This is a genomic window from Pseudoalteromonas sp. S1609 (assembly GCF_005887255.1).
Lineage (GTDB): Bacteria > Pseudomonadota > Gammaproteobacteria > Enterobacterales > Alteromonadaceae > Pseudoalteromonas.
In genome coordinates this window covers 41,987-65,708 of record NZ_PNDJ01000055.1, presented here as the reverse complement: position 1 = coordinate 65,708, position 23,722 = coordinate 41,987, and the positions used below count along the sequence as shown (strand labels likewise).

The window sequence follows — 23,722 nt, the reverse complement described above, 5'->3', positions numbered from 1 at the left end:
ATGTATCAAAAGCTGCTTTTTATTATTTTTACTTTTCTTTTTAGTTCATTTAGCTATGGTGGCAAAGTATATGAGAGCTTCCCAAACAAAGTAAATCCATCAGAGCATTATGTTTTTTATTCTCACGGATTCATTGTAGAGGGTAAAGATCCCACACCTATTCATGAGCGTTGGGGGCAATATAACTTTCCAGCGATTAAACAGGAACTTGCCGACTCAAGCTATCATTTAATTGCTACTCATCGGCCAGCTAAGACTCCCCCTTTTAACTACGCTCAACAGCTATCTAAACAAGTAACTAAGTTACTAAAAAATGGAATACCTGCTAGCAATATATCGCTAGTTGGCTTTTCCCGCGGCGGGTTTATTACGGCAATTACATCGAGCCATTTAAAAAACATGGATATTAACGTTGTGATTTTAGCGGCTTGTACCAGTGGATTAGCTAAAAAAGCAGAAATAGCTATTTATGGTCATTTATTTTCAGTCTATGAAACCTCTGATTCTGTTGGTTCGTGTGACGACTTAGTTGCTAGGAGTGTTGATACGGTTAGTTCTTACACAGAAATATCTATTTCAACGGGTAAAGAACATGGCGCTTTTTTCACACCGAGAAAAGAATGGATATTACCCGTTAAAGCGTGGCTCAAACGTAAAAAAGCTTCAGTAGTATCGTATAAGCCTAAGTTCACATAGCCGATAATTAAATTTAAACAATTTTAAAAATAATAAGCTAAGGATTAAATCAACTTCATGGAAATTAGAAAATTAAATTCTCTAAGAGCTTTAGCTGCCCTTATTGTATTTGTTACTCACTTTTCAGATATTACTCATTGGTTAAATGGTTCACTAGGCGGCGGTTCAGGAGCCTATGGCGTAATGTTATTTTTCCTTCTTAGTGGTTTTTTAATGTCATTTCTCTATTTAGATACCAAATTTAGCAGAGCGAACATTAGACGATACGTACTAGCTAGAGCCGGACGAGTTTTACCTCTGTACCTTGTAATTGTTTTTAGCTCTTACTTATTAACTCAAAATAATTATGACATTTTATACAACATAACTGATCTTAATTCGCTAATAGGTCACCTTTTGTTCATGCATGGTGAAAGCGTACTTTGGACAATTCCACCAGAAATACAATTTTATATAATCTTACTCGTTTTTTGGTTTTTAGCAGGCGATAGAAAAGGGTATATATATTTACTAATTGTGACTTTTATGATGTTTTGGTACTTGGCTGACTTCCCAAGAGTATTTGGTGAAATTAAAAGTGTCCATTACAACATATTTAGTACTTTAAGAACGTTACCGTACTTTTTTATTGGCGTTATATTTGGTTTGCATTACAAATTATTTAAAGTGCCGAGTTATATGAAGAGCAACTGGTTTATATTAGCTTTGTGTTTAATACCTTTATTGTATCCTGAGTTTTCACCTATTAACGAGGGTGACAAGAAAAGAATGTGGCTTAGTTATGAAGTTCTATTTGTTATGAGTACAGTATTCTTTTGTGTTGTTTTTTTAATCCCAGACAACAATATTTTTTTAGCAAATAAGGTTGGTGACTTTTTAGGTAAAGTGTCTTACTCATTTTATTTATTGCATATGCCTATTATTGGAATGGTGAATAAGTTTAATTTAAATATTGAACTTAAACTGTTGCTATCACTAAGCCTGAGTGTTTTTTTTGCGCATCTATCGTACGTATTCTTTGAAAGGCCTATTGCAAATAAAATTAGAAGCGCCTCAAATAAAAAGAAGCTCAACATTTAAATTTTACACATTTAAGAAAGCTAGAATGTTTATTACACTGGACTTTGTTGTTTATTCTGCTCCATATCACTAGGTGCGAAAGAAAATAGAGAGTTTAAAATTCGAAATACGCATCCCCTAATGTTGCTGAGCCTTAGGTTGATAATTTATATTTAAAATACAATGCAACGTTTAATCGTTGCATTGTAATAAAGTAGCCGTTAATTATTACGAAAATGCAGATTCGGCGAGCTCTTCTTGCATTTGTTCGCGCATTTTAAATTTTTGCAATTTGCCGGTTACTGTCATCGGGTAATGTTCTACAAAACGAATGTATTTAGGCTGTTTAAAGTAGGCGAGTTTGTCCTTTAAGAATAATCGAATTGCTTGCTCATCAAGCACTTCACCTTCTTTAGGCTGGATCCAAGCACACACTTCTTCGCCAAATTTTTCATCGGTAATACCAAAAATTGCCGCATCTTGTATCCCTGGGTAGGTGTATAAAACCTCCTCAATCTCACGGGGATATATATTTTCACCACCACGAATAATCATGTCTTTAATTCTGCCAACAATACTGACAAAGCCTTCACTGTCCATTACCCCTAAATCGCCAGAATGTAACCAACCTTGATTATCGATAGTAGCTTTGGTTTTTTCTTCATCGTTCCAATAGCAACGCATAATACCAGCTCCACGGCTACAGACTTCACCTGGTTGGCCTATTTTTTGAACTTCACCCACTTCATCAATAATCTTTACTTCAGTGTGCGCAAGCGCTCGTCCTACTGTGGTGACTTGACGCTCAATTGATGAGTCGGTTTCAGTGATATTGTTGATTGGGCTACACTCTGTTTGTCCATAGGCTATAACGACTTGGTTCATATTCATCAGTGTTTGTACTTTACGCATAACTTGTTCGGGGCAGGTTGAGCCTGCCATAACGCCGGTTCGTAATGTACTTAAGTCATAATCACTGAAGTTATTAAGCTCTAATTCGCTTATAAACATGGTAGGCACGCCATGAAGCGCGGTGCATTTTTCTTGTTGTACCACCTCTAATGTGGTTTTTGGATCGAAAGAATCACTTGGATAAATAGCTGCAGCGCCTTTACTTACGCACAATAAGCTGCCTAAAACCATGCCAAAGCAATGATAAAGGGGTACAGGGATACACAGCTTATCATGTTCAGTAAAATGCATTGCTTGGGCAACAAGCAGTGCATTATTAAGAATGTTTTTATGCGTTAGCGTAGCCCCTTTAGGGTTTCCTGTGGTGCCAGAGGTAAACTGAATATTAATGTCTTGATTACAGTTTAGGGTTTTAGCCACTGCTTGAAGTTCTAACTGGTGGGCATCTGAGGGCATGGCGAGTACTTCATTAAACGAAAACATACCATTTACTGGCTCATCACCTATACAAATTACATTTTTTAATGAAGGGAGCTTAGCGGCTTTTAATTCCCCTTTTTGGCAACTATTTAGCTCTGGGGCTAAACTTTGTAGCATATTAACGTAGTGACTGCCCTTAAATGAGGTAGCAGTAATAAGCGTGGAACATTCAACACTATTAAGCGCATATTGCAGTTCACTGGGGCGGTAAGCTGGGTTAATACACACCATGATTGCGCCGATTTTGGCCGTGGCAAATTGAGTTAAGCACCATTGTATATTGTTGGGTGACCAAATACCGACCCTGTCACCTGATTTAACCCCTAATGCCAACAACCCCATAGCAAGTTGATCAATCTGTTGCTGAAATTCCTTATAGTTTAAGCGAATATTTTGGTGAGCAACAACAACTGCCAATGCCTCTGGGTTATTGTCGACAATTGAGTCGAGGTACTCTCCAATTGTTTGCTCTATTAGCGGTGTGCTTTGAATCCCCTTAAAATAACTATTTGATAGCGGTATAGTGTTTATTTGTTCTACTTCTTTATGCACTGTTTGTGTCGCTTTCATGACATTCTCCATGTTTTTATCTATCCAAGGCTTGTTGATTAAATAAACATGAATTGTCGACAAAGGGAAGAGGGTTAGACTAATGTCTTACACTTTTATTTGAAAATTTAGACATAAAAAAACGCGTAATGTTGAGCTATTACGCGTTTTTACAAGGATGCAATTGGTATTACATTTCGTCGCTGCGGTAGGTTTTTTTCATGATATAAACGTAAGCATTAACGAATGCATTTTCTTGATATTTTTTAAGACCAGTGTCTTCGAACGCGATAGGGATTGGGTTGCGTTTTACTTGCTCTTTTATTTCAGTAGTTGAAAACACGCGAACATCGAGGTTGTCGATTAATTGAATAGCCGTTTCCATTTTGAACCCTTTAGCGCTACCTGCAAATTTACCTTTAGGCTGGCGTTCGCGAATGGCAACAGAATCAATTTGGTAATCTTGCATCAGCTTTGCAAAATCAAATTGAAATTTACGCATTATTTCAGTGTCGTTACCGTTACCTAAGGTAAAGCGTGTTTGGCGCACGTCACGAATATCAAAAACGTCGTTATCTTTACTTAAAATACAAAGTAGTACATCGCTACCGGTAATTTCTACACCACATGTTCTCATTGTTAATCTCTACTATAACTTAATTACCGGTTATTATACGCAACACGCATTAAAATGCGAGTTTAAGCACTTTGTGTGCTGCTTTAATATAGTGCTTTACGTTAATTTGATGCGGCGTGACTGAAGAAAAGTTATTAATTGCACATTTATGTTAAAAATGCGTGGTTTTTAGTAGCTTAAAACTTGTAATTAACGCTGCAGCACGCGACAATATCTTTTTTGTAGTTGAGCAGACTCAGCATCTACATTAGCCTTTGACGGCGAAAAATAGTCAATGCTTATTCGTAAAAGCGTTGTCGAGTCATTCTCATTTAATTAATTAAAAAATACACGTGATACATTGTAGGTGTCACCACTGTATGTAAGGATTTATAATGCCAGTTATTACTCTCCCTGACGGTAGTCAGCGTAGTTTTGAAAACCCTGTAAGCACGCTTGATGTTGCAAACGATATTGGCCCTGGTCTTGCTAAAGCAACCATCGCCGGCCGTGTTAATGGCGAACGTGTGGATGCATGTGATTTAATTTCAGCCGACTCTCGTCTTGAAATTATTACAGCAAAAGATGACGATGGTTTAGAAATTATTCGCCATTCTTGTGCCCACCTAATTGGTCATGCAGTTAAGCAACTTTTCCCAGACGCTAAAATGGCGATTGGTCCTACTATCGATAACGGTTTTTACTATGATATTGATATGGAACATTCGTTATCTCAAGATGATCTTGATGCGATTGAAAAGCGTATGTTACAGCTTGCAAAAACAAACTACGATGTAGTGAAAAAAACCGTTAGCTGGCAAGAAGCACGCGATACGTTTGCGGCGCGTGGCGAAACATACAAAATAGAAATTCTTGACGAAAATATTGCTCAAGATGATCGTCCAGGTTTATACCACCACGAAGAATACGTAGATATGTGTCGTGGACCACACGTTCCTAACATGAAATTCTGTCAAAACTTCAAAATTATGAAGGTAGCAGGTGCATACTGGCGTGGTGATTCTGAAAATAAAATGCTGCAGCGTATTTACGGCACAGCGTGGGGCGATAAAAAGCAACTTAAAGCGTACTTAAAGCGTTTAGAAGAAGCCGAAAAACGTGATCACCGTCGTATTGGTAAAGCACTTGATTTATGGCACTGGCAAGAAGAAGCGCCAGGCATGGTATTTTGGCACAACGATGGTTGGAGCATTTACCGTGAATTAGAAGAATTTGTGCGTGAAAAATTACGTGAGTACCAATACGAAGAAGTAAAAGGTCCAATGATGATGGATCGTTCGTTATGGGAAAAATCAGGTCACTGGGAAAAATATTCAGAAGCCATGTTTACCACGGAATCTGAAAAGCGTGAATACGCAATCAAGCCAATGAACTGTCCAGGTCACGTACAAATATTTAACCAAGGTTTAAAATCATACCGTGATTTACCACTGCGTATGGCTGAGTTTGGTTGTTGTCACCGTAACGAGCCATCAGGCGCACTTCACGGTTTAATGCGTGTGCGTGGCTTTACCCAAGATGATGCGCATGTATTCTGTACTGAAGAGCAAATCATGGATGAAGTATCGGCCTGTATTAAAATGGTTTACGATACGTATGAAACATTCGGCTTTGAAAAAATTGTAGTTAAACTTTCAACTCGTCCAGAGCAACGTATTGGCGAAGATGAAATGTGGGACAAAGCTGAGCTTGCACTTGCTGATGCACTTAAGGCAAATGACATTGAATTTGATTACCTACCAGGTGAAGGGGCGTTTTATGGTCCTAAAATTGAATTTACTTTGTACGATTGCTTAGACAGAGCGTGGCAGTGTGGTACAGTGCAACTAGACTTTGCATTACCTGGTCGTTTAGGCGCAACATATGTGGCTGAAAATAACGAACGACGTACACCTGTTATGATACACCGCGCTATATTAGGGTCTATTGAGCGCTTCATCGGTATTTTAACAGAAGAATATGCTGGTTTATTCCCAACCTGGCTTGCGCCTAAGCAAGTGGTGATTATGAATATCACCGATAAACAAGCACCGTATGTTCAGGAAATTGTACAAAAATTAAATAAACTTGGAATTAGAGCCGCTGCTGACTTGAGAAATGAGAAGATTGGCTTTAAAATCCGTGAGCATACACTTAAGCGTATTCCTTACTTATTGGTTGTTGGCGACAAAGAAGTTGAGCAACAAGAAGTAGCAGTACGAACTCGCACAGGTGAAGACCTAGGCAAATTTAATGTCGATGATTTTGTAGCTAAAATCAGTGAAGAAATCAAAAATCGACAGTAAAAATCGAGCGTGTAGGGCAAGCAAAAATAGCCAGCTACACGCTTATATTATTGATATTCTTGGAGGAACGTACTATTAGAGGCGGCAAGAAAGGGCAACAAACAGCTCAAAAAAATCGTATTAACGAAGAAATTACAGCGCAAGAAGTTCGTTTAATCGACATCGACGGCGAACAAGCTGGAATTCAGTCATTAAAAGACGCGCAAGCTATGGCTGATGCAGCGGGTGTTGATCTTGTAGAGATCAGTCCAAATGCTGAGCCGCCTGTTTGTAAGGTTATGGATTACGGTAAGTTCATCTTTGAAAAAAGCAAAGAACTAAAAGAGCAGAAGAAGAAGCAAAAGCAGATCCAGATTAAAGAAATCAAATTCCGTCCAGGTACGGATGAAGGTGATTATCAGGTTAAGCTACGCAACTTACGCAAGTTCTTAGAAGCTGGCGATAAAGCTAAGATAACTATCCGCTTCCGTGGTCGTGAAATGGCTCACCAAGAAATTGGTATCGAATTATTAAACCGTATTAAAACCGATTTAGAAGAATTAGCAGTTGTTGAATCTTTCCCAAATCGTGTTGAAGGCCGTCAAATGGTTATGATGATGGCGCCGGTTGCTAAAAAGTAATAATTAGGCGATAATACGCACCGAATTTAGCTCAGGTTTGCAAGTGATATGAAAATGTCCACCTGAGTTAACCGGTTTTAAAGTAAAATTGCGGTATTTATATCGGGTTTTCACCGGAACATAGCAGTAAGTTAGGCCTTTAAAGTGGAGCTATAGCAATATATCTCACGCCTTCTTACTAATTTTAAAGCAATACAATTGGAGTTATTGCAATGGCTTACAAGCTAAAAAGTCACAGAGGCGCAGCTAAGCGTTTCAAAAAGACTGCTTCTGGCGGTTTCAAGCGTAAACAAGCGCATCTTCGTCACATTCTGACTAAGAAAACTTCTAAGCGTAAGTTACACCTACGTCCTAAGATGATGGTTCATAAAAATGACCATGGTCTAGTTTCACGTATGTTACCATTCGCTTAATAGGGGTTTTTAGAAATGGCAAGAGTTAAACGCGGCGTTGTCGCACGTGCACGTCACAAAAAAGTTTTAAAACAAGCGAAAGGTTACTACGGAGCACGTTCACGTGTTTACCGCGTAGCTTTCCAGGCTGTTACTAAAGCGGGTCAATACGCTTACCGTGACCGCCGTGCTAAGAAACGTACTTTCCGTCAATTATGGATTGCACGTATCAATGCTGCTTCACGTCAAAATGGTCTGTCTTACAGCCGTTTTATTAATGGTCTTAAAAAGACATCTGTAGAAATCGATCGTAAGATCCTTGCAGATATCGCTGTTTACGACCAAGTTGCATTCGCAGCGCTTGTAGCAAAAGCAAAAGAAGGCCTAGCGGCAGCTTAAGTTTTTGTATAAGTATTGAAAAGGAGCCTATGGCTCCTTTTTTTGTGCCTGCTATTTACTGTTTTAGCTATGTCATACCTTTTAGTGCCGTGTATCCATTTAACTTAACTAGCTAAACCAGAATTTTAGGCATGTTCATTGTTGCTCTTAAGGTTGATATTAATTATGTTTTTATCAGCACTTGACTAGGACTTGAGCAAATAATCAAAGGAAACTGCAATTGGCTGCATTTTTTTGTTGAACTACCGCAGTTTTGGCATCTAAAAAGCTTTAATTGCTATAATTTTTTTAATTAATGCGTTTGCTAGAGAAGTATATGTTTATAAGTTTATTGGTTTTATCTGCAAGTATGGCGAATAACAGTCATTTACCGCCTTTATTACCATGGGAAGGTGCGAGCACATCGCTATTGCAACAACAGGGACCTTTAACCACAGACTTTGAAATTTCTGCAGGAGTCTCGTCTCCAAATTATGCTGATACCATGGCATTTGTTGATAGGTTAGTAGCAGCTAATCCCACTCAATTTAAATCAAAAACGATTGGCTACAGCAATAGTAAACGTGCAATAAAAATGTTGATTGCCAGCGAACAAGGCTTTTTTGATGCTGGGCAAATGGCTAACAGCACTAAACCAACGGTTCTTATTCAGGCTGGTATTCACGCCGGTGAGATTGATGGTAAAGATGCAATGTTTATGTTGCTTAGAGATATTGCCACAGGTAAACGTCGCGATATATTAAAAAAGGTAAACATTCTATTTATTCCCATTCTTAATGTTGATGGGCATGAACGCAGTAGTGCATTTAATCGAATCAATCAGCGCGGCCCAGTAAAAATGGGTTTTAGAACAAACGCCAATAACCTTAATTTAAATCGTGATTTCACTAAATTAGATACCCCCGAGGTTAAAAGCGTACTTACAGTCATTAATGATTATAATCCAAATTTATATATAGACGTGCATGTGACTGATGGGGCCGATTACCAATATGATGTAACCTACGGCTATAACCCAGTATTTGCTAGCGAGTCGCCTGCTATTTCGGATGCGCTCAACCGTTACTTTAAACCTGTTATTGATCAAACCTTAACTGAGCAAGGACATATCCCTGGCCCTTTAGTGTTTGTTATGGATAAACAAGAATTTAAATCAGGTTTAGCAGGTTGGGTGGCGACGCCTCGTTTTTCTAATGGCTGGGGTGATTTAAGGTCATTGCCAACTATTTTAGTCGAAAACCATTCTTTAAAACCCTATAAGCAACGCGTGCTAGGGACTTATGTATTTATAGATGGTGCTATTGAAGCGTTAGCAAACCATAAAGATAAACTCGCCAATGCGGTAAAAAAAGAACAGCAATTTGTGCCTAAGCAATTAATTGTTAAACGTAGCTACGCTGAGCAAGCTGATCATATCAAATTTAAAGGCATTGCTTATTCTAAGAATATGAATGCTTTATCAAATCAGCAAGAAGTAAGTTATTTAGGTAAAAAGCAAGATTATGACAAGCTGCCTATTTTTTGGCAAAAAGAAGTACAGCACACGGTTGAAGTCCCTAAATCGTTTTTTATCCCGCCAGTGTATACCGATATTATCGAAAAGCTTGCTTTACATGGGGTATCAATTAATAAACTCAGTGGCGCCAATACTCAGCCGTTGAAAATGGCAAAAGTGGCGCAATATAGCTTTGATAAAGCACCATTTGAAGGACGATTTAGAGTGTCGGCACGTTTTAACTATGAACCGGCCACGAATGTTGATTTAGATGGTTGGTTTGAGGTCAGTACCCAACAAAAAGCAGGCGAGTTAGCTGTACATTTATTGCATCCAGAAGCTCCTGACTCTTTTTTTGCATGGGGTGAATTTAATACAATTTTTCAGCGAACAGAGTATATGGAAAATTACGCATTGCTCCCATTTGCTGAGAAAATGCTCAGTGATGATCCTAAATTAGCAAAAGCATTTAATAAAAAACTGAAGCAAGATAAAGCATTTGCTACAAATTCTGAGGCGCGCTTAAATTGGCTCTATGAACATAGCCCGTTTTACGATCAAGCTTATTTAAAATACCCAATTTTAATGTCATATGAACAAGATATAGTTATTCCAGCGCAAAAAAATAAAGAAATATAAGATGAAAATAATCACAATTCCCGTTACGCAGTTTATGCAAAATTGCCGAATTATAGTATGCGAACAAACCCAGCAAGCTGTGGTGGTAGATCCCGGTGGTGATGTTGACAAAATTAATGCAACACTAACACAGCATAACTTGAGCTTGTCAGCCATCTGGTTAACCCATGGACACTTAGACCATGTGGGTGGTGCTCATAGTTTACGTGAGCAATACAATATAAAGATTATTGGCCCACATAAGGATGAGCGCTTTTGGTTTGATAACTTACCCATGCAAGCCACAATGTTTGGATTTAAACCTATCAGTGCTTTTTACCCAGATGAATGGCTAGCACATGGTGATACCGTACAAGTTGGTCAGCTTGCATTTATAGTACTGCATTGCCCAGGGCACACCCCTGGACACGTTGTATTTTATCAAGACACGCAAAGCACCGTTATTGTGGGTGATGTTATATTTAAAGGCTCAGTCGGGCGTACTGATTTTCCAAAAGGAGACAGTAAGCAGCTTATTAGCTCAATACAGACCCATATAATGACGTTGCCACTGAATACCGTAATTTTAAGTGGTCATGGTGAAGATACCGATGTCGCCAATGAGAAGGCAACCAATCCGTTTGTAAGTGGTCAGTTTGGTTGATGCGTTTAATTATTAAAAATATGCAGACTGCTTTTTAAAAAGGCTGTATAATTTAACCAATTTATTAGATAAATAAGAAATAAAATGTCTCTAAATCACGTAGATCGCCAAATATTGGCACTTTTACAACAAGATGCAAGTTTATCAACCGCTGAAATTGCAGATAAAGTAGGCTTATCTCAGTCTCCTTGTTGGCGTCGTATTGCTAAATTAGAACAAGATGGCTACATCAAAAGTAAAGTCGCATTGCTTGATGAAAAAAAGCTGGGCTTTGATATGTTGGTTTACGCCCATGTACGTTTATCAAACCATGGTAAAAAGAATCTAGCCGAGTTTGAAAAACTGATACTTAGCTATGATGAAGTGACTGAATGTTACACTATGGCGGGTACTATGGACTTTATGTTACGTATTATTTCTCAAGGCATAGAAGGTTATGAACACTTTGTACGCGATAACCTACTTAGCTTAGAGTACGTCCAAGAGGTTCATTCTAACGTGACCATGACCTGTGTAAAACGTAGTACAGCCTTACCACTGTAAAATAAAAATAAGCCGATGATAAACAAATCGGCTGCATTAACTATAATTGTGAAATGAGCGCTAATTTGATAGAATTCAGCGCTTTTTTTGTCAGCTAAATAAAACTGAGGAACTCAATGTTTAACTTACTCAGTAGGGCGCCAAGCTCTGCTAAAAACGATATTCTCTCTGGATTGACCGTGGCACTTGCCTTGATCCCAGAAGCTGTTGCATTTGCCTTTGTTGCAAATGTAGAACCCCTTGTTGGTTTATATGCCGCATTTATTGTTGGCTTAATTACGGCTATTTTTGGTGGTCGTCCGGGTATGATTTCGGGTGCAACCGGTGCGCTTGCGGTTGTAATGGTAAGTTTAGTGCTTGATCACGGAGTGGAATATCTATTTGCCACCGTTTTGCTCATGGGGCTATTACAAATATTGGCCGGAGTATTTAAGCTCGGTAAATTTATACGTATGGTTCCACATCCGGTGATGCTCGGTTTTGTTAATGGCTTAGCAATTGTGATATTTTTAGCTCAGCTTGGGCAGTTTAAAGTGCCTGATGGTGCTGGCGGCCAAGAGTGGATGACGGGCAGTGCAATGTACATCATGCTCGGTTTAGTGGCGCTAACTATGGCTATTATTCACTTTTTACCAAAATTAACGACCGCAGTCCCTTCGTCATTGGTTGCCATTGTGACGGTTACTGGCTTAGTTATTGGCCTTGACCTAGAAGCGCGCACTGTACTTGATTTCTTAAAAGGAATGACAGGTAATGAAGCCGCAACAATTGCAGGTGGTTTACCGCAGTTCCATATTCCTATGGTGCCTTTTAATTTAGAAACACTACAAATTATCTTCCCGTATGCGCTTATTCTTGCAGCAATTGGCTTAATTGAGTCATTATTAACGCTAAGCTTGATTGACGAAATTACAGAAACACGTGGCCATTCTAATAAAGAATGTATTGGCCAAGGTGCGGCAAACGTCACATGTGGTTTCTTTGGTGCAATGGGTGGCTGTGCCATGATTGGCCAATCTATGATTAACATTAATTCAGGTGGCCGTTCGCGTTTATCTGGTATTAGTGCTGCGCTGATGTTACTTGCGTTTATTATCTTTGCCTCAAGTTTAATTGAAATGATCCCACTAGCGGCATTAGTTGGGGTTATGTTTATGGTGGTGCTGGGTACATTCGAATGGGCAAGTTTTAAAATGATGAAACGCGTGCCTTTATCTGACGCATTTGTAATTGTTTTAGTATCGGGTGTGACGGTTATCACTGACTTAGCCATTGCAGTATGTGTGGGTGTTATTGTGTCTGCATTAGTGTTTGCTTGGCAGCATGCAAAACATATATACACAACGAACTATATTGATAAAGAAGGTTCAAAAGTGTACGAGTTACACGGGCCTTTATTCTTTGGTTCAGTTAAAAACTTTGCCGATTTATTTGATGTAAAGAACGACCCTAAAGACGTTATTGTTGAGTTTAAATACAGCCGTGTTGCGGACCACAGTGCAATAGAAGCAATTGACAGCTTAGCTGATAAGTACAATAAAGCCGGTAAAAAGTTGCATTTACGTCACTTAAGTAAAGATTGTACTGAACTACTTCATAAAGCGCGTGACTTAGTGGAAGTAAACGTTATTGAAGATCCAACTTATAAAGTTGCTTCAGACAAGCTTGCTTAATAAATAAAAAGTAAACATTGAGAAGCGAAAGGTACCTACCTTTCGCTTTTTTTATGCGTACAACTTAAGTGAAATGCTTAACTATAAATGCATAAGCTTGGGTTATAGTTTGCGATAGGGCTATTAAAAAGTAAGACAGTTGGTAGTGCTATACCCGTTGATAAATCGATATAATAATACCAAATTTACAAGGTAATAATTAATTTTGAATTGGCAGTCTTTAATTGATAACAGACAACGCTTTTTCTGGCTTTTACAAATCGCTGGCTGGATAGGGTATGCGTTAGTTAATTACATTGGTTCTAAAGTATTTGAAATGCGTGATATTTACGTATTTGTTATTTTACTCAATGCCTATGCGGGCTGTTTAATGACTGTCCCGTTACGTTATATATATCGCAAAATTTGGAATGCCTCGCCGTGGGTCTTAATTATTGTTGTATTTGGTGCCTCGTATGTAACTGGTACGCTCTGGGCCGTGGTTCAAAAGTTTAACTTATGGGAGATTTATCGTCACGGTTATCGCCCTGAAGAATGGTTTTATTATTTACAACAAGGGTTAGACTCCGTTTATATTATTTTGTGTTGGAGTGGCTTGTACTTTGGGGTTAAGTATTATCAACTATTACAAAGTGAACGCCAAAAAGCGTTAAAAGCAACTACAATGGCGCATGAAGCGCAGCTAAAGATGCTCAGATATCAGTTAAACCCGCATTTTTTATTTAATACCCTTAATGCTATCTCCACTTTAATTTTGGTTAAAGAAAACAAAGATGCTAACTTAATGGTATCTAAGTTGAGTGATTTTTTGCGTTATACACTCAACACTGATCCAATTAAAAAAGTGCCGCTAGAGCAAGAGTTACACGCATTAATGCTTTATTTAGAAATTGAACGTGTGCGCTTTGATGAACGATTACAGGTTAATGTTGATGTGAGTGAGCAAGCCCAACAAGCCTTGGTACCTAGCTTAATATTACAACCAATCATTGAAAATGCCATTAAGTACGCCATAGCCCACATGGCAGAAGGTGGCGTGATAGATATAAAAGCACAGGTATTTGCTAATGAATTATTACTTGAAGTAGGCGATAATGGCCCTGGCACTGAAATTGTAAATGGCCAGTTAGTTAATGCGCAAGGCGTGGGTGTAGCAAACACCCGAGACAGATTAAAAACGCTCTACGAAAATAATTACTCGTTTGTATTATCACATAATACGCCAAGTGGATTGAAAGTTAATCTGCGAGTTCCGTTTGAGAAGGCTGTGAAGAAATGACAAGAATAAAAACGTTGATTGTTGATGATGAACCATTAGCACGTAAAGGCTTAGCCGTCAGGCTTGAAGAGTTTTCTGATATTGAAGTGATCAAACTATGTAGCTCAGGATTTGATGCAATCGAAAGCTGCAAAAACGAAAAAATTGACCTCGTGTTTTTAGATATTCAAATGCCAGGCATGAATGGCTTTGAAGTTGCGCGCGCATTGAGTGAAAGTAGTAAAGATTTGCCCGCCATTGTGTTTGTGACTGCGTTTGATCATTTCGCTGTTAAAGCATTTGAAATCCATGCTTTAGATTACATTTTAAAACCCGTTGATGATAACAGATTAAAACAGGCGGTAGAAAAAGTGCATACCTATTTAAAAACCCAGCAGGACAACGCCCATAAGAAAAAATTAGCTAGTTTTGTCGCTGGAATAACGGGTAATAACTGTGAAGAAATTTTAAAGAAATTAGCCACAGGTGATACCTTAACTGATCGTCGCTACCCTGAGTCATTGGCAGTAAAAGAGCAGGGCGAAATTGTTAGAGTGCCGGTTGCTACTATACAGTGGGTAGATGCCGCAGGTGATTATATGTGTTTACATTGCCAAGATGGGCAAACACATATATTACGTAAAACCATGAAAGAGCTTGAACAAGAATTAGACCCAAATCTATTTGTTCGTGTCCATCGCAGTGCAATTGTTAACACTAAACAAATTAGTAAGCTGGTTACTCAGGTAAGTGGTGAGTACTTATTGGTACTTGAAAACGGTCAAGAACTCAAAGTTAGCCGAAGCTATCGCGACAAAGTAAAAGCAGCGCTGGCAAGCTAAATTAACCAGAGTTCAGGTTAAATTAATAGCATAAAAAAACGCGAGCAAATAGCTCGCGTTTTTTTGTAGTAACTTTTACGAAACAGTCACAATCTTCATCGTGTTGGTTGCACCAATTGTTTCCATTGCATCACCATGGGTGATAATCACGGTGTCGCCTACTTGCAGTGAACCTGCAGCCACTAACGTGTTTAATGCATCTTTAACCATATTATCTTTTTCACATTTGGTAGAGTCAAAAAACACCGGGTAAACACCACGATATAGTGCTGTTTGCCCTAATGTACTGGCATGACGTGAAAGTGAGTAAATGGGTAAGCCTGAGCTAATACGTGACATAAGTTTTGCTGTGCTACCGGATTCAGTCAGGGTGATAATCGCTTTCACAGAGTCTAAGTGATTAGCTGCATACATTGCAGAGAGAGCAATTGATTCCGCATTAGAAGAGAAGCGGCTATCTAAACGATGCTTAGAAACATGAGTCTCTTTTTGCGACTCAGCACCTAAACAAACACGCGCCATAGTAGCAACGGTTTCTTCTGGGTAATCACCAGCGGCGGTTTCAGCAGAAAGCATAACTGCATCGGTGCCATCAAGTACTGCATTGGCAACATCCATAACTTCTGCGCGTGTTGGCATAGGATTATCGATCATCGATTCCATCATTTGCGTAGCGGTTACAACGGTACGGTTTAATGAACGAGCACGACGAATAATGAGTTTTTGTTTGCCCATTAAAGCTGCGTCACCAATCTCAACACCTAAATCACCACGAGCAACCATCACAGCGTCAGACGCTAAAATAATATCATCTACTGCTTCTTGCGTTTCTACTGCTTCAGCACGTTCAATTTTAGCCAAAAGCTGAGCATTAGAGCCTGCAGCTTCTGCAAGAGAACGAACATAACGCATATCATCGCCACTACGCGGGAAAGAAACGGCAATATAATCAACATTAATTTCAGCAGCAGTGATTAAGTCTTCTTTGTCTTTGTCGGTAAACGCGGGTGCAGTTAAACCACCACCTAAACGATTAATCCCTTTATTGTTCGATAGCACGCCACCCACAGTAACAACAGTGTGTACTAAGTGACCTTCAACATGCTCAACAGTAAGCTGAATTAAACCATCGTTTAACAGCAGTAAATCACCAGGAGCCACATCTTGTGGTAGCTCTTTGTAATCAATACCAACGGCGTTAATGTCGCCTTCACCTTTTTCCATTTTTGCATCAAGAACGAATTTTGCACCAACCGCTAAAGTCACTTTACCTTCTTTAAAGGTTGAAACACGGATTTTAGGACCTTGTAGGTCAGCAAGAATTGCAACGTGCTTACCTAATTTAGCGGCTATATCTCTAACTGCTTGTGCACGGTCTTTATGATCTTGTGCAACACCATGTGAGAAGTTTAATCGAACGACGTTTGCGCCTGCGCGAATTATTTTTTCTAAGTTATTATCTCTGTCTGTTGCAGGTCCAAGTGTCGCGACTATTTTTGTACGTCTTAACATTAAATTCTCCTGTGCGCTTATTTTAAGCAAGTTGACGGTTATTTTGTTTTAGTGACTATTTAATAAATCTCATAAGAAGATTTCAGGTTAAATAGTAATTTTAGTTTTATGCAATTTTCATAACATTGCGACTATTATATACAAGATCAATATGTCATCATTATGACACCGGTGTCACAGGGCGTCAATGATCTAAAAATTTAAATAGCAGCGCTATTTCTTCCCCTGTGAGGGCGGTTGTTTGATATAATTGCAGTGTTTATTTTAACTGTAATAAATGCATGTAGCTTTGCTCATGGCTTAGGCCTGAGTATAATGCACGCGGTATTATTTTAATTTACTAACCAAATAGTTGTTACCGAGGAGGGCACTAAATGCAAGTTGCATTAGTAGGGTTAGGCGTTATGGGGAAAAATCTTGCCCTGAACTTGATTGAAAAAGGGATAACGCTGGTCGCTTATGACAAAAACCCAAATGCGGGTGAAGAGTTATTAAGCTGTGCTAAGTCACAAGGCATGGCTGATAAACTTCACATTGTCTCTGATCTAGGGGATATGGTTAGGCGTTTAGAAACACCGCGTTCTATTTTATTACTTGTACCTGCGGGTGAGTTGGTTGATGCAGTTTGCAACGAGCTGATTGAAGCAGGTGTACAATGTAGTGATATTATTGTTGACTGCGGTAACAGTAATTACAAAGACGGAATTAATCGCAAGCTAAAATACCAAGACAAGTTTGAGTTTGCCACCATGGGTATTTCAGGTGGTGCTGAGGGGGCGCGTCATGGGCCAGCTATGATGGCAAGTGGTTCTGAAGGTGGCTGGGAGCGTGTCGAGCCATGGTTTACAAAAGTTGCTGCAAGCTACAAAGGCGAGTCGTGTTTTGCTCGCGTTGGTCAATCAGCCAGCGGTCATTTTGTAAAAATGGTTCACAATGGAATTGAATACGCACTGATGCAACTTATTGCTGAAGTGTATCAGTTACTTCGTCATGGAACTAAGCGCTCGCCAAAAGAAATTGCTGAGATATTTAATGAATGGTCACAAGGTCAGTTAAATAGCTATTTATTGTCAATTTCTAGCCATATTTTGTCACTTGAAAATTCGCAAAATGTGCCCCTTGTTGACTTAATTGATAACAAAGTTGGCGCAAAAGGTACTGGCTTATGGACAGCTCAAAATGCACTTGAGTTGGGTATTGCGGTACCGTCATTAGTCGCCGCTGTTCAAGCACGTCATTTAACTAATGCATGCAATACCACTGCTGCACAAGAGATGACGTACAGCGTACAAAATACCGCGCAGGTTGATGTTGATTTAGATGAACTAAAAGATGCATTTACTCTTGCAAGTTTACTAGCGTATCGTCAAGGGCTTGCATTAATTAAAGGTGCTTCTCGTACTCATCAGTGGAAAGTTGATTTAGCCAAAACACTACAAACTTGGCGTGCAGGGTGTATTATTCGTGCAGATTACTTAGACAGTGTAGCGCAAGGTGTTGAGTTTATTGATACTCTTGAAAAAGAGTCACTCGCAATGCGTAAAGTAACGGGCCAAGCGGTCATGACGGGTCTGGCATTCCCTGTGCTAAGTGCAACACAAACCTACTTAGCAACGTTAACAACACCAAGTAATGGGCATTTAGTACAAGCCCAGCGTGATTACTTTGGTGAGCATGGCATTAAGACCCACAGTGGGGAAACGTGTCATTTAACTGACTTAGTTGATATTGACGCAAAAGTTCGTTAATAAAATCTAAGTAAATAAAAAGGACGCTAAATAGCGTCCTTTTTTGTTATTCGTTTAGCTGAACACCTAACGAGTTAACTCACCCCGCAAATTATCTTGCATTAAATGGCGAATCGTTTCGATTTCTAAATTTTGACTAAAAAGATAATGCAGTTTAGTTAAACAGGCTTCTAAGGTCATATCAAAACCACTGATCACGCCTATATTGAGTAGCGCATTTCCAGTGGCATATCCGCCCATATTCACTTGCCCTTTTAGGCATTGAGTGAGGTTAGTGATAATAACGCCGCGCTTACTCGCTTCATCAAGTATATCCAAAAACTCAGGGTCTTGCGGTGCATTACCCACACCAAAGCTCAGCAGTACCAATGCTTTAATGTTGCCATTAACTAAGCTTTTAACCACTTCTTTGCTGATCCCAGGGTATAAATACAATACACCAATGGCTTGAGGAGTGATCTGCGCAACTTGTAATTCATTTTCTACATACGGACTTAACTGACCTTTGATCAGTTGAATATTAATGCCAGACAGCGCTAATGGCTCTAGGTTAGGGGAGGCGAATGCATCAAATCCATCGGCATGTGCTTTGGTTGCACGGTTGCCTCTAAATAATTGATTATTAAAAAACAAACTGACTTCTGCTATCGGGTAGTTAGCTGCTAAATACATGGCATTAAGTAGGTTAACTTGACCATCAGAGCGCAATTGAGAGAGCGGAATTTGTGAGCCGGTCACGATAATAGGCTTTGTTAAGTTTTCAAACATAAACGATAAAGCCGATGCCGTATATGCCATGGTATCTGTACCATGCAGCACTACAAAGCCGTCGTAATCTTGGTACTTACTTTTTATGTCATCAGCAATAAGTTGCCAGTGGGCAGGAGACATATCTGAAGAGTCAATCAGTGGGCAGTATTCATGAATATCGAATAATGGCATTTCTTCACGATTAAATTCTGCGTTATTAACCACAGTTTCGGTTAAAAAACCTTCGGCAGGAATATAGCCGCGGATTGATTTTTTCATTCCTATAGTACCGCCAGTATAAGCGATGTAAATGCGTTTACGTTTCATAAAAAAAGCCCAGTAAAAAAACTGGGCTTAGTATAACGCTAAGTGCTAATCAATACAGCCTGTTAGGGCATTATTGTGCAACTGTACATTCTAAACAGCGCGCGTAAACACCTTGTGGATCGTTATAATCTTTCAGGTTTTCTACTTCGCTGCTTAATTGCTTAATCACGCTTTGCAGGTTAGCTTGACTAGCTAGTACTGCTGATTTTTGTGTTTCAAGTCCAAGCACTGATTTAACCGCGGCGCTACCAAAAATATCTTGGAGCATTTGTTCTTGAGGGCTAAGTGATTGTTTAATTGTTTTAACTTCATAGAAGTTAAGTTTAGCAAGCTCTGCAGCCGCTTTGATAGCGTCTTGCTTGTTACCCAGCTTGTCAACTAAACCAAGCTCTTGAGCTTGCGATGCAATCCAAACGCGGCCTTGGGCAATTTTATCAACTTGCTCAGGGGTCATATTACGTGCATCGGCAACGACATTTAAAAAACGTTCATAAGCTTCTTCAACACTCATTTGAATCACTTGTGCCATTTTTTCATTTAGTGGACGAGTTATTGAAAAACCGGCCATTTCTGTAGTCGCTACACCATCAGAGTAAACACCGATTTTAGCTAAGGTATCTTCAAAGGTCATAAAGGTACCAAATACACCGATTGAGCCGGTAATCGTACTAGGTGCTGCCCAAATTTCATTTGCCGCTGATGCAATCCAATAACCACCTGATGCAGCTACTGAGCTCATTGAAGCAATGACTGGTTTACCTGCGGCCTTAAGCGCCAATACTTCAGCACGAATAACTTCAGAGGCAAACATGCTGCCACCGCCAGAATCAATACGTAACACGACTGCTTTTACTTTATCGTCAAGGCGTGCCTTGCGTAATAGTGCAGCTGTTGAATCACCGCCAATCTCACCGGCACGACGCTCACCGTCTACGATGGTACCTTTAGCTACAACAACAGCGACTTTTTCTGTCATTGGGTTATCAAACTCAATTGGCGGCTTAACTAAGCTTAAGTATTCACCAAAAGACACTTGTTTAAATGTTTTACCATCTTCCTCAGCGCCAACTAGATCAATTAATTGCTGACGAATTTGTTGATTAGTTTTGAGAGAATCAACCCATTTATTATCCAGCGCGTATTTACCCGCATCACCATTGGCAGCCTGCATTTTGGCTAAATAAGTATCCATTGTTTCATCAAAATTTGATTCGTCAAATGGACGCACCGCACTTACATCTTGCTTATATTCGTTCCATAAAGCACCTAACCATACGCGGTTTGCTTCTTTAGCTGCTTCTGACATATCGTTTCTGATAAACGGTTCAACGGCAGATTTGAAAGTACCTACACGAAATATATGCTGAGTGACTTCTAATTTTTCTAATGCATCTTTGAAGTAAAGCGGGTACATACCGTAGCCTTCAATAAGCACACTACCATAAGGGTGCATCGCAATTTCGTCTGCATGCGCGGCAATGTAATATTGCGCTTGTGTATAGTAATAACCTGAAGCAATTACTTTTTTTCCAGTTGCTTTAAATGCATCAAGTGCTTTTGTAATTTGCTTAAGCTTATTTAAGTGCGCTTTTGGCATTTCTTGTAAATCAAGCAAAATTGCGCTGATACGAGAGTCTTCTGACGCCTCATTGATCACTTCAATGACATCATCAAGTAGTATTTCAGTAGGGGTATCAGCACTTGCTGTTGCATCATTAATGGCCGCTTCTACAGGGTCTACGTAGGTTTTTTCTTCCACAATAGGACCGTTTAGGTTGAGCCTGAGGACAGAACCCTCTTCGACAATGATTTTATCGCCGTCACTTGATACTGAGACAATGAAAATGATAACCAAAAATAAAAATAATAAATTTAGTACTAAACGACGCGAGAAGTTAATCCCTGTCCATATACCTTTAAATACCTTCGCTATCAAAATAGCTCCTTAAATTCGTACAGCTAAAACGTTATTGCCATAGTAGCTTAGAATATAAATTAATTTAACTGCTAAATCGTAACGAAACATTTATAAATTCAATTACACATATGATTATACGAATGTTTATGTCACTTTTAGCCGTATTTTACAATTAACAGTAATACATAAAACGAGCGTTTTAAATTAAAAAGTTTAAGTTTAAGCTGCTCGTATATTGCTTATTTTGCGTCATTAAAGCAGAATTGGACAAACACACAGGTTAGACCAGTTATTGGGGCACAGGATGTTAGAACAAAAACTAGAACTAAAACACACACAACTACGCAACCGTTTAGTAATGGGATCAATGCATACCGGCCTTGAAGAAGGTTGGCACAATCGCAAACGCCTTCGTGCCTTTTATGAAGCACGTGCCAAAGGTGGCACTGCGATGCTTATTACCGGAGGCTACAGCCCTAACTTACGCGGTAAGTTAACGCCTATTTCTTCATCATTTAATAGTTATTACGATGTATTTAAGCATCGTGCATATACGCAAGCTGTTCATCAACATGGTGGTAAAATATGTTTGCAATTATTACATGCTGGGCGTTATGCGTATCACCCTTTTAATCAGGCACCAAGTGCTATAAAAGCTCCGATTAATCCATATAAACCAAAGGAAATGTCTTTAAGTTCAATTAACAAAACGATTAAAGATTTTGCTCACTCGGCTTATTTGGCTGAAAAGGCTGGTTACGATGGCGTGGAAGTAATGGGCTCAGAAGGTTATTTGATTAATGAGTTTATGGCACCGCATACTAATAAACGAAACGACGAATTTGGCGGCAGCCTTGAAAACAGGATGCGTTTAGCCGTTGAAATTGTAAAAGCGGTAAGAGCAAAAGTATCGGATAAATTTTTAATTATTTTTAGACTCTCGGTTATAGATCTAATCCCTAATGGTTCCACCCCTGATGAAGTAACTCAACAAGCTGTTGCACTTGAAAAAGCGGGTGTTGATATTTTTAATACCGGAATTGGTTGGCATGAAGCGCGCGTACCTACAATTGCGAGTATGGTGCCACCAGGTGCATTTAAAGAAGCGTCAAAGCGTTTAAAAGACGTTATCAGTGTGCCTGTTATTGCGGTAAACCGCATTAATACCCCAGAGATTGCTAATGATATTTTAAATGCTGGCGAAGCTGATTTAATTTCTATGGCGCGTCCATTATTAGCCGATCCTGAATTTTTTAATAAATACGCGGCTAAGCAATCTGAGCATATTAATATTTGTATTGGTTGTAATCAGGGTTGTTTAGATCATGTATTTAAAGGTAAGCGCGCTACCTGTTTAGTAAATCCACAAGCAGGTTTTGAGCTTGATTACCCGTTAGAAAAAGCAGAGAAAGCTAAAAATGTATTAGTTGTTGGCGCTGGACCTGCAGGTTTATCGTCTAGCTGTTACTTAGCGCAAAAAGGGCACAATGTAACCCTGATTGACCAAAAGCAACACATGGGTGGGCAATTCAATTTAGCGATGCAAATACCTGGTAAAGAAGACTTTAATCATACATTAGCTTACTTTACTAATGAACTTAAGCGTCTTAATGTAACCATTGAATTAGGTAAAGCATTTAGTGACAGTATGCTAACTGAGTTTGATGATGTGGTATTTGCAACCGGTGTAAGGCCGCGTGAGGCTACGATTAAATGCAGCGATGATAAGCGTGTATTTGCTTACGATGAAGTTATACGCGGTGAAGTAGAGTTGGGCAGTTCTATCGCTATACTCGGTGCCGGCGGTATTGGTTTTGATATGGTGGCATTTTTAAGTGAACATAAGTCACAAAGCATTAGCGACTTTAAAACCCAATGGGGTATAGAGTGCGAACCTCAACCGCACAAAGATGCTCGTCAGCTCTATATGCTAAAACGCAGTGCAGGGCGCTTTGGTGGTGACTTAGGTAAAACTACGGGTTGGATCCACCGTCAAGTTGCCAAACAGCATGGTGTTAAACAAATTGCAGACTGCCAATATCATAGTTTTGATAAAAACGGCCTAACTATTAGTGTTGCTGGTGAAACTCAAGTACTGCCAGTTGATACGGTTATTGCTTGTATTGGTCAAGTGTCTAACGACGAGTTATTTAAAGCACAAGCTGAGAGCGCCAACGTGCATGTTATAGGTGGCGCTAAATTGGCTGCTGCTATTGATGCTAAACGCGCAATATTTGAAGCGTTACAAGTAGCAAGGCAAATTTAATCTTTAAGGGCGAAATAATTTAGCTCTGTGCGCGGTCATGTTTGTTTATAGTCTATAACTTAATAAACAATGAACATAC

Annotated in this window: 19 protein-coding genes; 14 read left to right on the top strand and 5 right to left on the bottom strand. The window is 39.3% G+C overall.

Annotated features, from left to right (window positions below):
- Positions 1–696, top strand: a complete 696-nt coding sequence (locus CWB76_RS14450) for an alpha/beta hydrolase (protein ID WP_138608534.1) — start codon at positions 1–3, stop codon at positions 694–696.
- Between the two features lie 57 nt (positions 697–753).
- Positions 754–1,776, top strand: coding sequence for an acyltransferase family protein (locus tag CWB76_RS14445; protein WP_138608532.1), 1,023 nt, complete (start codon positions 754–756; stop codon positions 1,774–1,776).
- Between the two features lie 207 nt (positions 1,777–1,983).
- On the opposite strand, the gene CWB76_RS14440 is transcribed toward CWB76_RS14445, so the two are convergent.
- Both CWB76_RS14440 and CWB76_RS14435 read right to left on the bottom strand, forming a co-directional pair.
- The gene (locus tag CWB76_RS14440) at positions 1,984–3,717 is read right to left on the bottom strand and encodes an AMP-binding protein (RefSeq protein ID WP_138608530.1); all 1,734 of its coding nucleotides are present in this window, start codon (positions 3,715–3,717) and stop codon (positions 1,984–1,986) included.
- A 169-nt stretch (positions 3,718–3,886) separates the two neighbouring features.
- The gene (locus CWB76_RS14435; RefSeq protein WP_010389888.1) at positions 3,887–4,333 is read right to left on the bottom strand and encodes a DUF3010 family protein; all 447 of its coding nucleotides are present in this window, start codon (positions 4,331–4,333) and stop codon (positions 3,887–3,889) included.
- A gap of 374 nt (positions 4,334–4,707) precedes the next feature.
- Between CWB76_RS14435 and thrS the strand changes: the two genes are divergently transcribed.
- The 10 genes from thrS to CWB76_RS14385 all read left to right on the top strand — a co-directional run bounded on the left by thrS (position 4,708) and on the right by CWB76_RS14385 (position 15,122).
- A complete protein-coding gene (gene thrS, locus CWB76_RS14430) occupies positions 4,708–6,618 on the top strand; it encodes a threonine--tRNA ligase (RefSeq protein ID WP_008466944.1) in 1,911 nt (636 codons plus the stop codon).
- Positions 6,619–6,677: 59 nt separating this feature from the next.
- Positions 6,678–7,238 carry a translation initiation factor IF-3 gene (gene infC, locus CWB76_RS14425; RefSeq protein WP_008466946.1) on the top strand — a complete coding sequence of 187 codons (561 nt, stop codon included), beginning with the start codon at positions 6,678–6,680 and terminating at the stop codon, positions 7,236–7,238.
- Between the two features lie 212 nt (positions 7,239–7,450).
- Positions 7,451–7,651 carry a 50S ribosomal protein L35 gene (gene rpmI / locus CWB76_RS14420; RefSeq protein WP_004587840.1) on the top strand — a complete coding sequence of 67 codons (201 nt, stop codon included), beginning with the start codon at positions 7,451–7,453 and terminating at the stop codon, positions 7,649–7,651.
- Between the two features lie 15 nt (positions 7,652–7,666).
- On the top strand, positions 7,667–8,029 hold the full coding sequence (gene rplT, locus CWB76_RS14415; RefSeq protein WP_008110477.1) for a 50S ribosomal protein L20: 363 nt from the start codon (positions 7,667–7,669) through the stop codon (positions 8,027–8,029).
- A 316-nt stretch (positions 8,030–8,345) separates the two neighbouring features.
- The gene (locus CWB76_RS14410) at positions 8,346–10,163 is read left to right on the top strand and encodes a M14 family metallopeptidase (RefSeq protein ID WP_138608528.1); all 1,818 of its coding nucleotides are present in this window, start codon (positions 8,346–8,348) and stop codon (positions 10,161–10,163) included.
- A gap of 1 nt (position 10,164) precedes the next feature.
- Positions 10,165–10,806 carry an MBL fold metallo-hydrolase gene (locus CWB76_RS14405; protein WP_138608526.1) on the top strand — a complete coding sequence of 214 codons (642 nt, stop codon included), beginning with the start codon at positions 10,165–10,167 and terminating at the stop codon, positions 10,804–10,806.
- Between the two features lie 84 nt (positions 10,807–10,890).
- The gene (locus tag CWB76_RS14400) at positions 10,891–11,349 is read left to right on the top strand and encodes an Lrp/AsnC family transcriptional regulator (protein WP_008110469.1); all 459 of its coding nucleotides are present in this window, start codon (positions 10,891–10,893) and stop codon (positions 11,347–11,349) included.
- A gap of 116 nt (positions 11,350–11,465) precedes the next feature.
- Positions 11,466–13,022: a SulP family inorganic anion transporter gene (locus tag CWB76_RS14395; RefSeq protein WP_010389896.1), complete on the top strand. Its 1,557-nt coding sequence runs from the start codon at positions 11,466–11,468 to the stop codon at positions 13,020–13,022.
- Between the two features lie 205 nt (positions 13,023–13,227).
- The gene (locus tag CWB76_RS14390; protein WP_138608524.1) at positions 13,228–14,301 is read left to right on the top strand and encodes a sensor histidine kinase; all 1,074 of its coding nucleotides are present in this window, start codon (positions 13,228–13,230) and stop codon (positions 14,299–14,301) included.
- Positions 14,298–15,122: a LytR/AlgR family response regulator transcription factor gene (locus CWB76_RS14385; RefSeq protein ID WP_138608522.1), complete on the top strand. Its 825-nt coding sequence runs from the start codon at positions 14,298–14,300 to the stop codon at positions 15,120–15,122. The genes CWB76_RS14390 and CWB76_RS14385 overlap by 4 nt, the downstream gene beginning before the upstream one ends.
- A gap of 75 nt (positions 15,123–15,197) precedes the next feature.
- Here the strand turns inward: CWB76_RS14385 and pyk are convergent, their stop codons facing one another.
- Positions 15,198–16,634, bottom strand: coding sequence for a pyruvate kinase (gene pyk / locus CWB76_RS14380; protein WP_138608520.1), 1,437 nt, complete (start codon positions 16,632–16,634; stop codon positions 15,198–15,200).
- A 374-nt stretch (positions 16,635–17,008) separates the two neighbouring features.
- On the opposite strand from pyk, the gene gnd reads away from it, so the two are divergent.
- On the top strand, positions 17,009–18,382 hold the full coding sequence (gene gnd, locus CWB76_RS14375) for an NADP-dependent phosphogluconate dehydrogenase (protein WP_138608518.1): 1,374 nt from the start codon (positions 17,009–17,011) through the stop codon (positions 18,380–18,382).
- 66 nt (positions 18,383–18,448) lie between these two features.
- Here the strand turns inward: gnd and ansA are convergent, their stop codons facing one another.
- Together ansA and sppA are read right to left on the bottom strand one after the other, a co-directional pair.
- Positions 18,449–19,459 carry an asparaginase gene (ansA, locus tag CWB76_RS14370; RefSeq protein ID WP_138608516.1) on the bottom strand — a complete coding sequence of 337 codons (1,011 nt, stop codon included), beginning with the start codon at positions 19,457–19,459 and terminating at the stop codon, positions 18,449–18,451.
- A gap of 70 nt (positions 19,460–19,529) precedes the next feature.
- Positions 19,530–21,395: a signal peptide peptidase SppA gene (gene sppA, locus CWB76_RS14365; protein WP_138608514.1), complete on the bottom strand. Its 1,866-nt coding sequence runs from the start codon at positions 21,393–21,395 to the stop codon at positions 19,530–19,532.
- A gap of 286 nt (positions 21,396–21,681) precedes the next feature.
- Here sppA and CWB76_RS14360 point away from each other — a divergent pair, with 286 nt between their 5' ends.
- Positions 21,682–23,643: an oxidoreductase gene (locus CWB76_RS14360; RefSeq protein ID WP_138608512.1), complete on the top strand. Its 1,962-nt coding sequence runs from the start codon at positions 21,682–21,684 to the stop codon at positions 23,641–23,643.
- Positions 23,644–23,722: the final 79 nt, after the last annotated feature.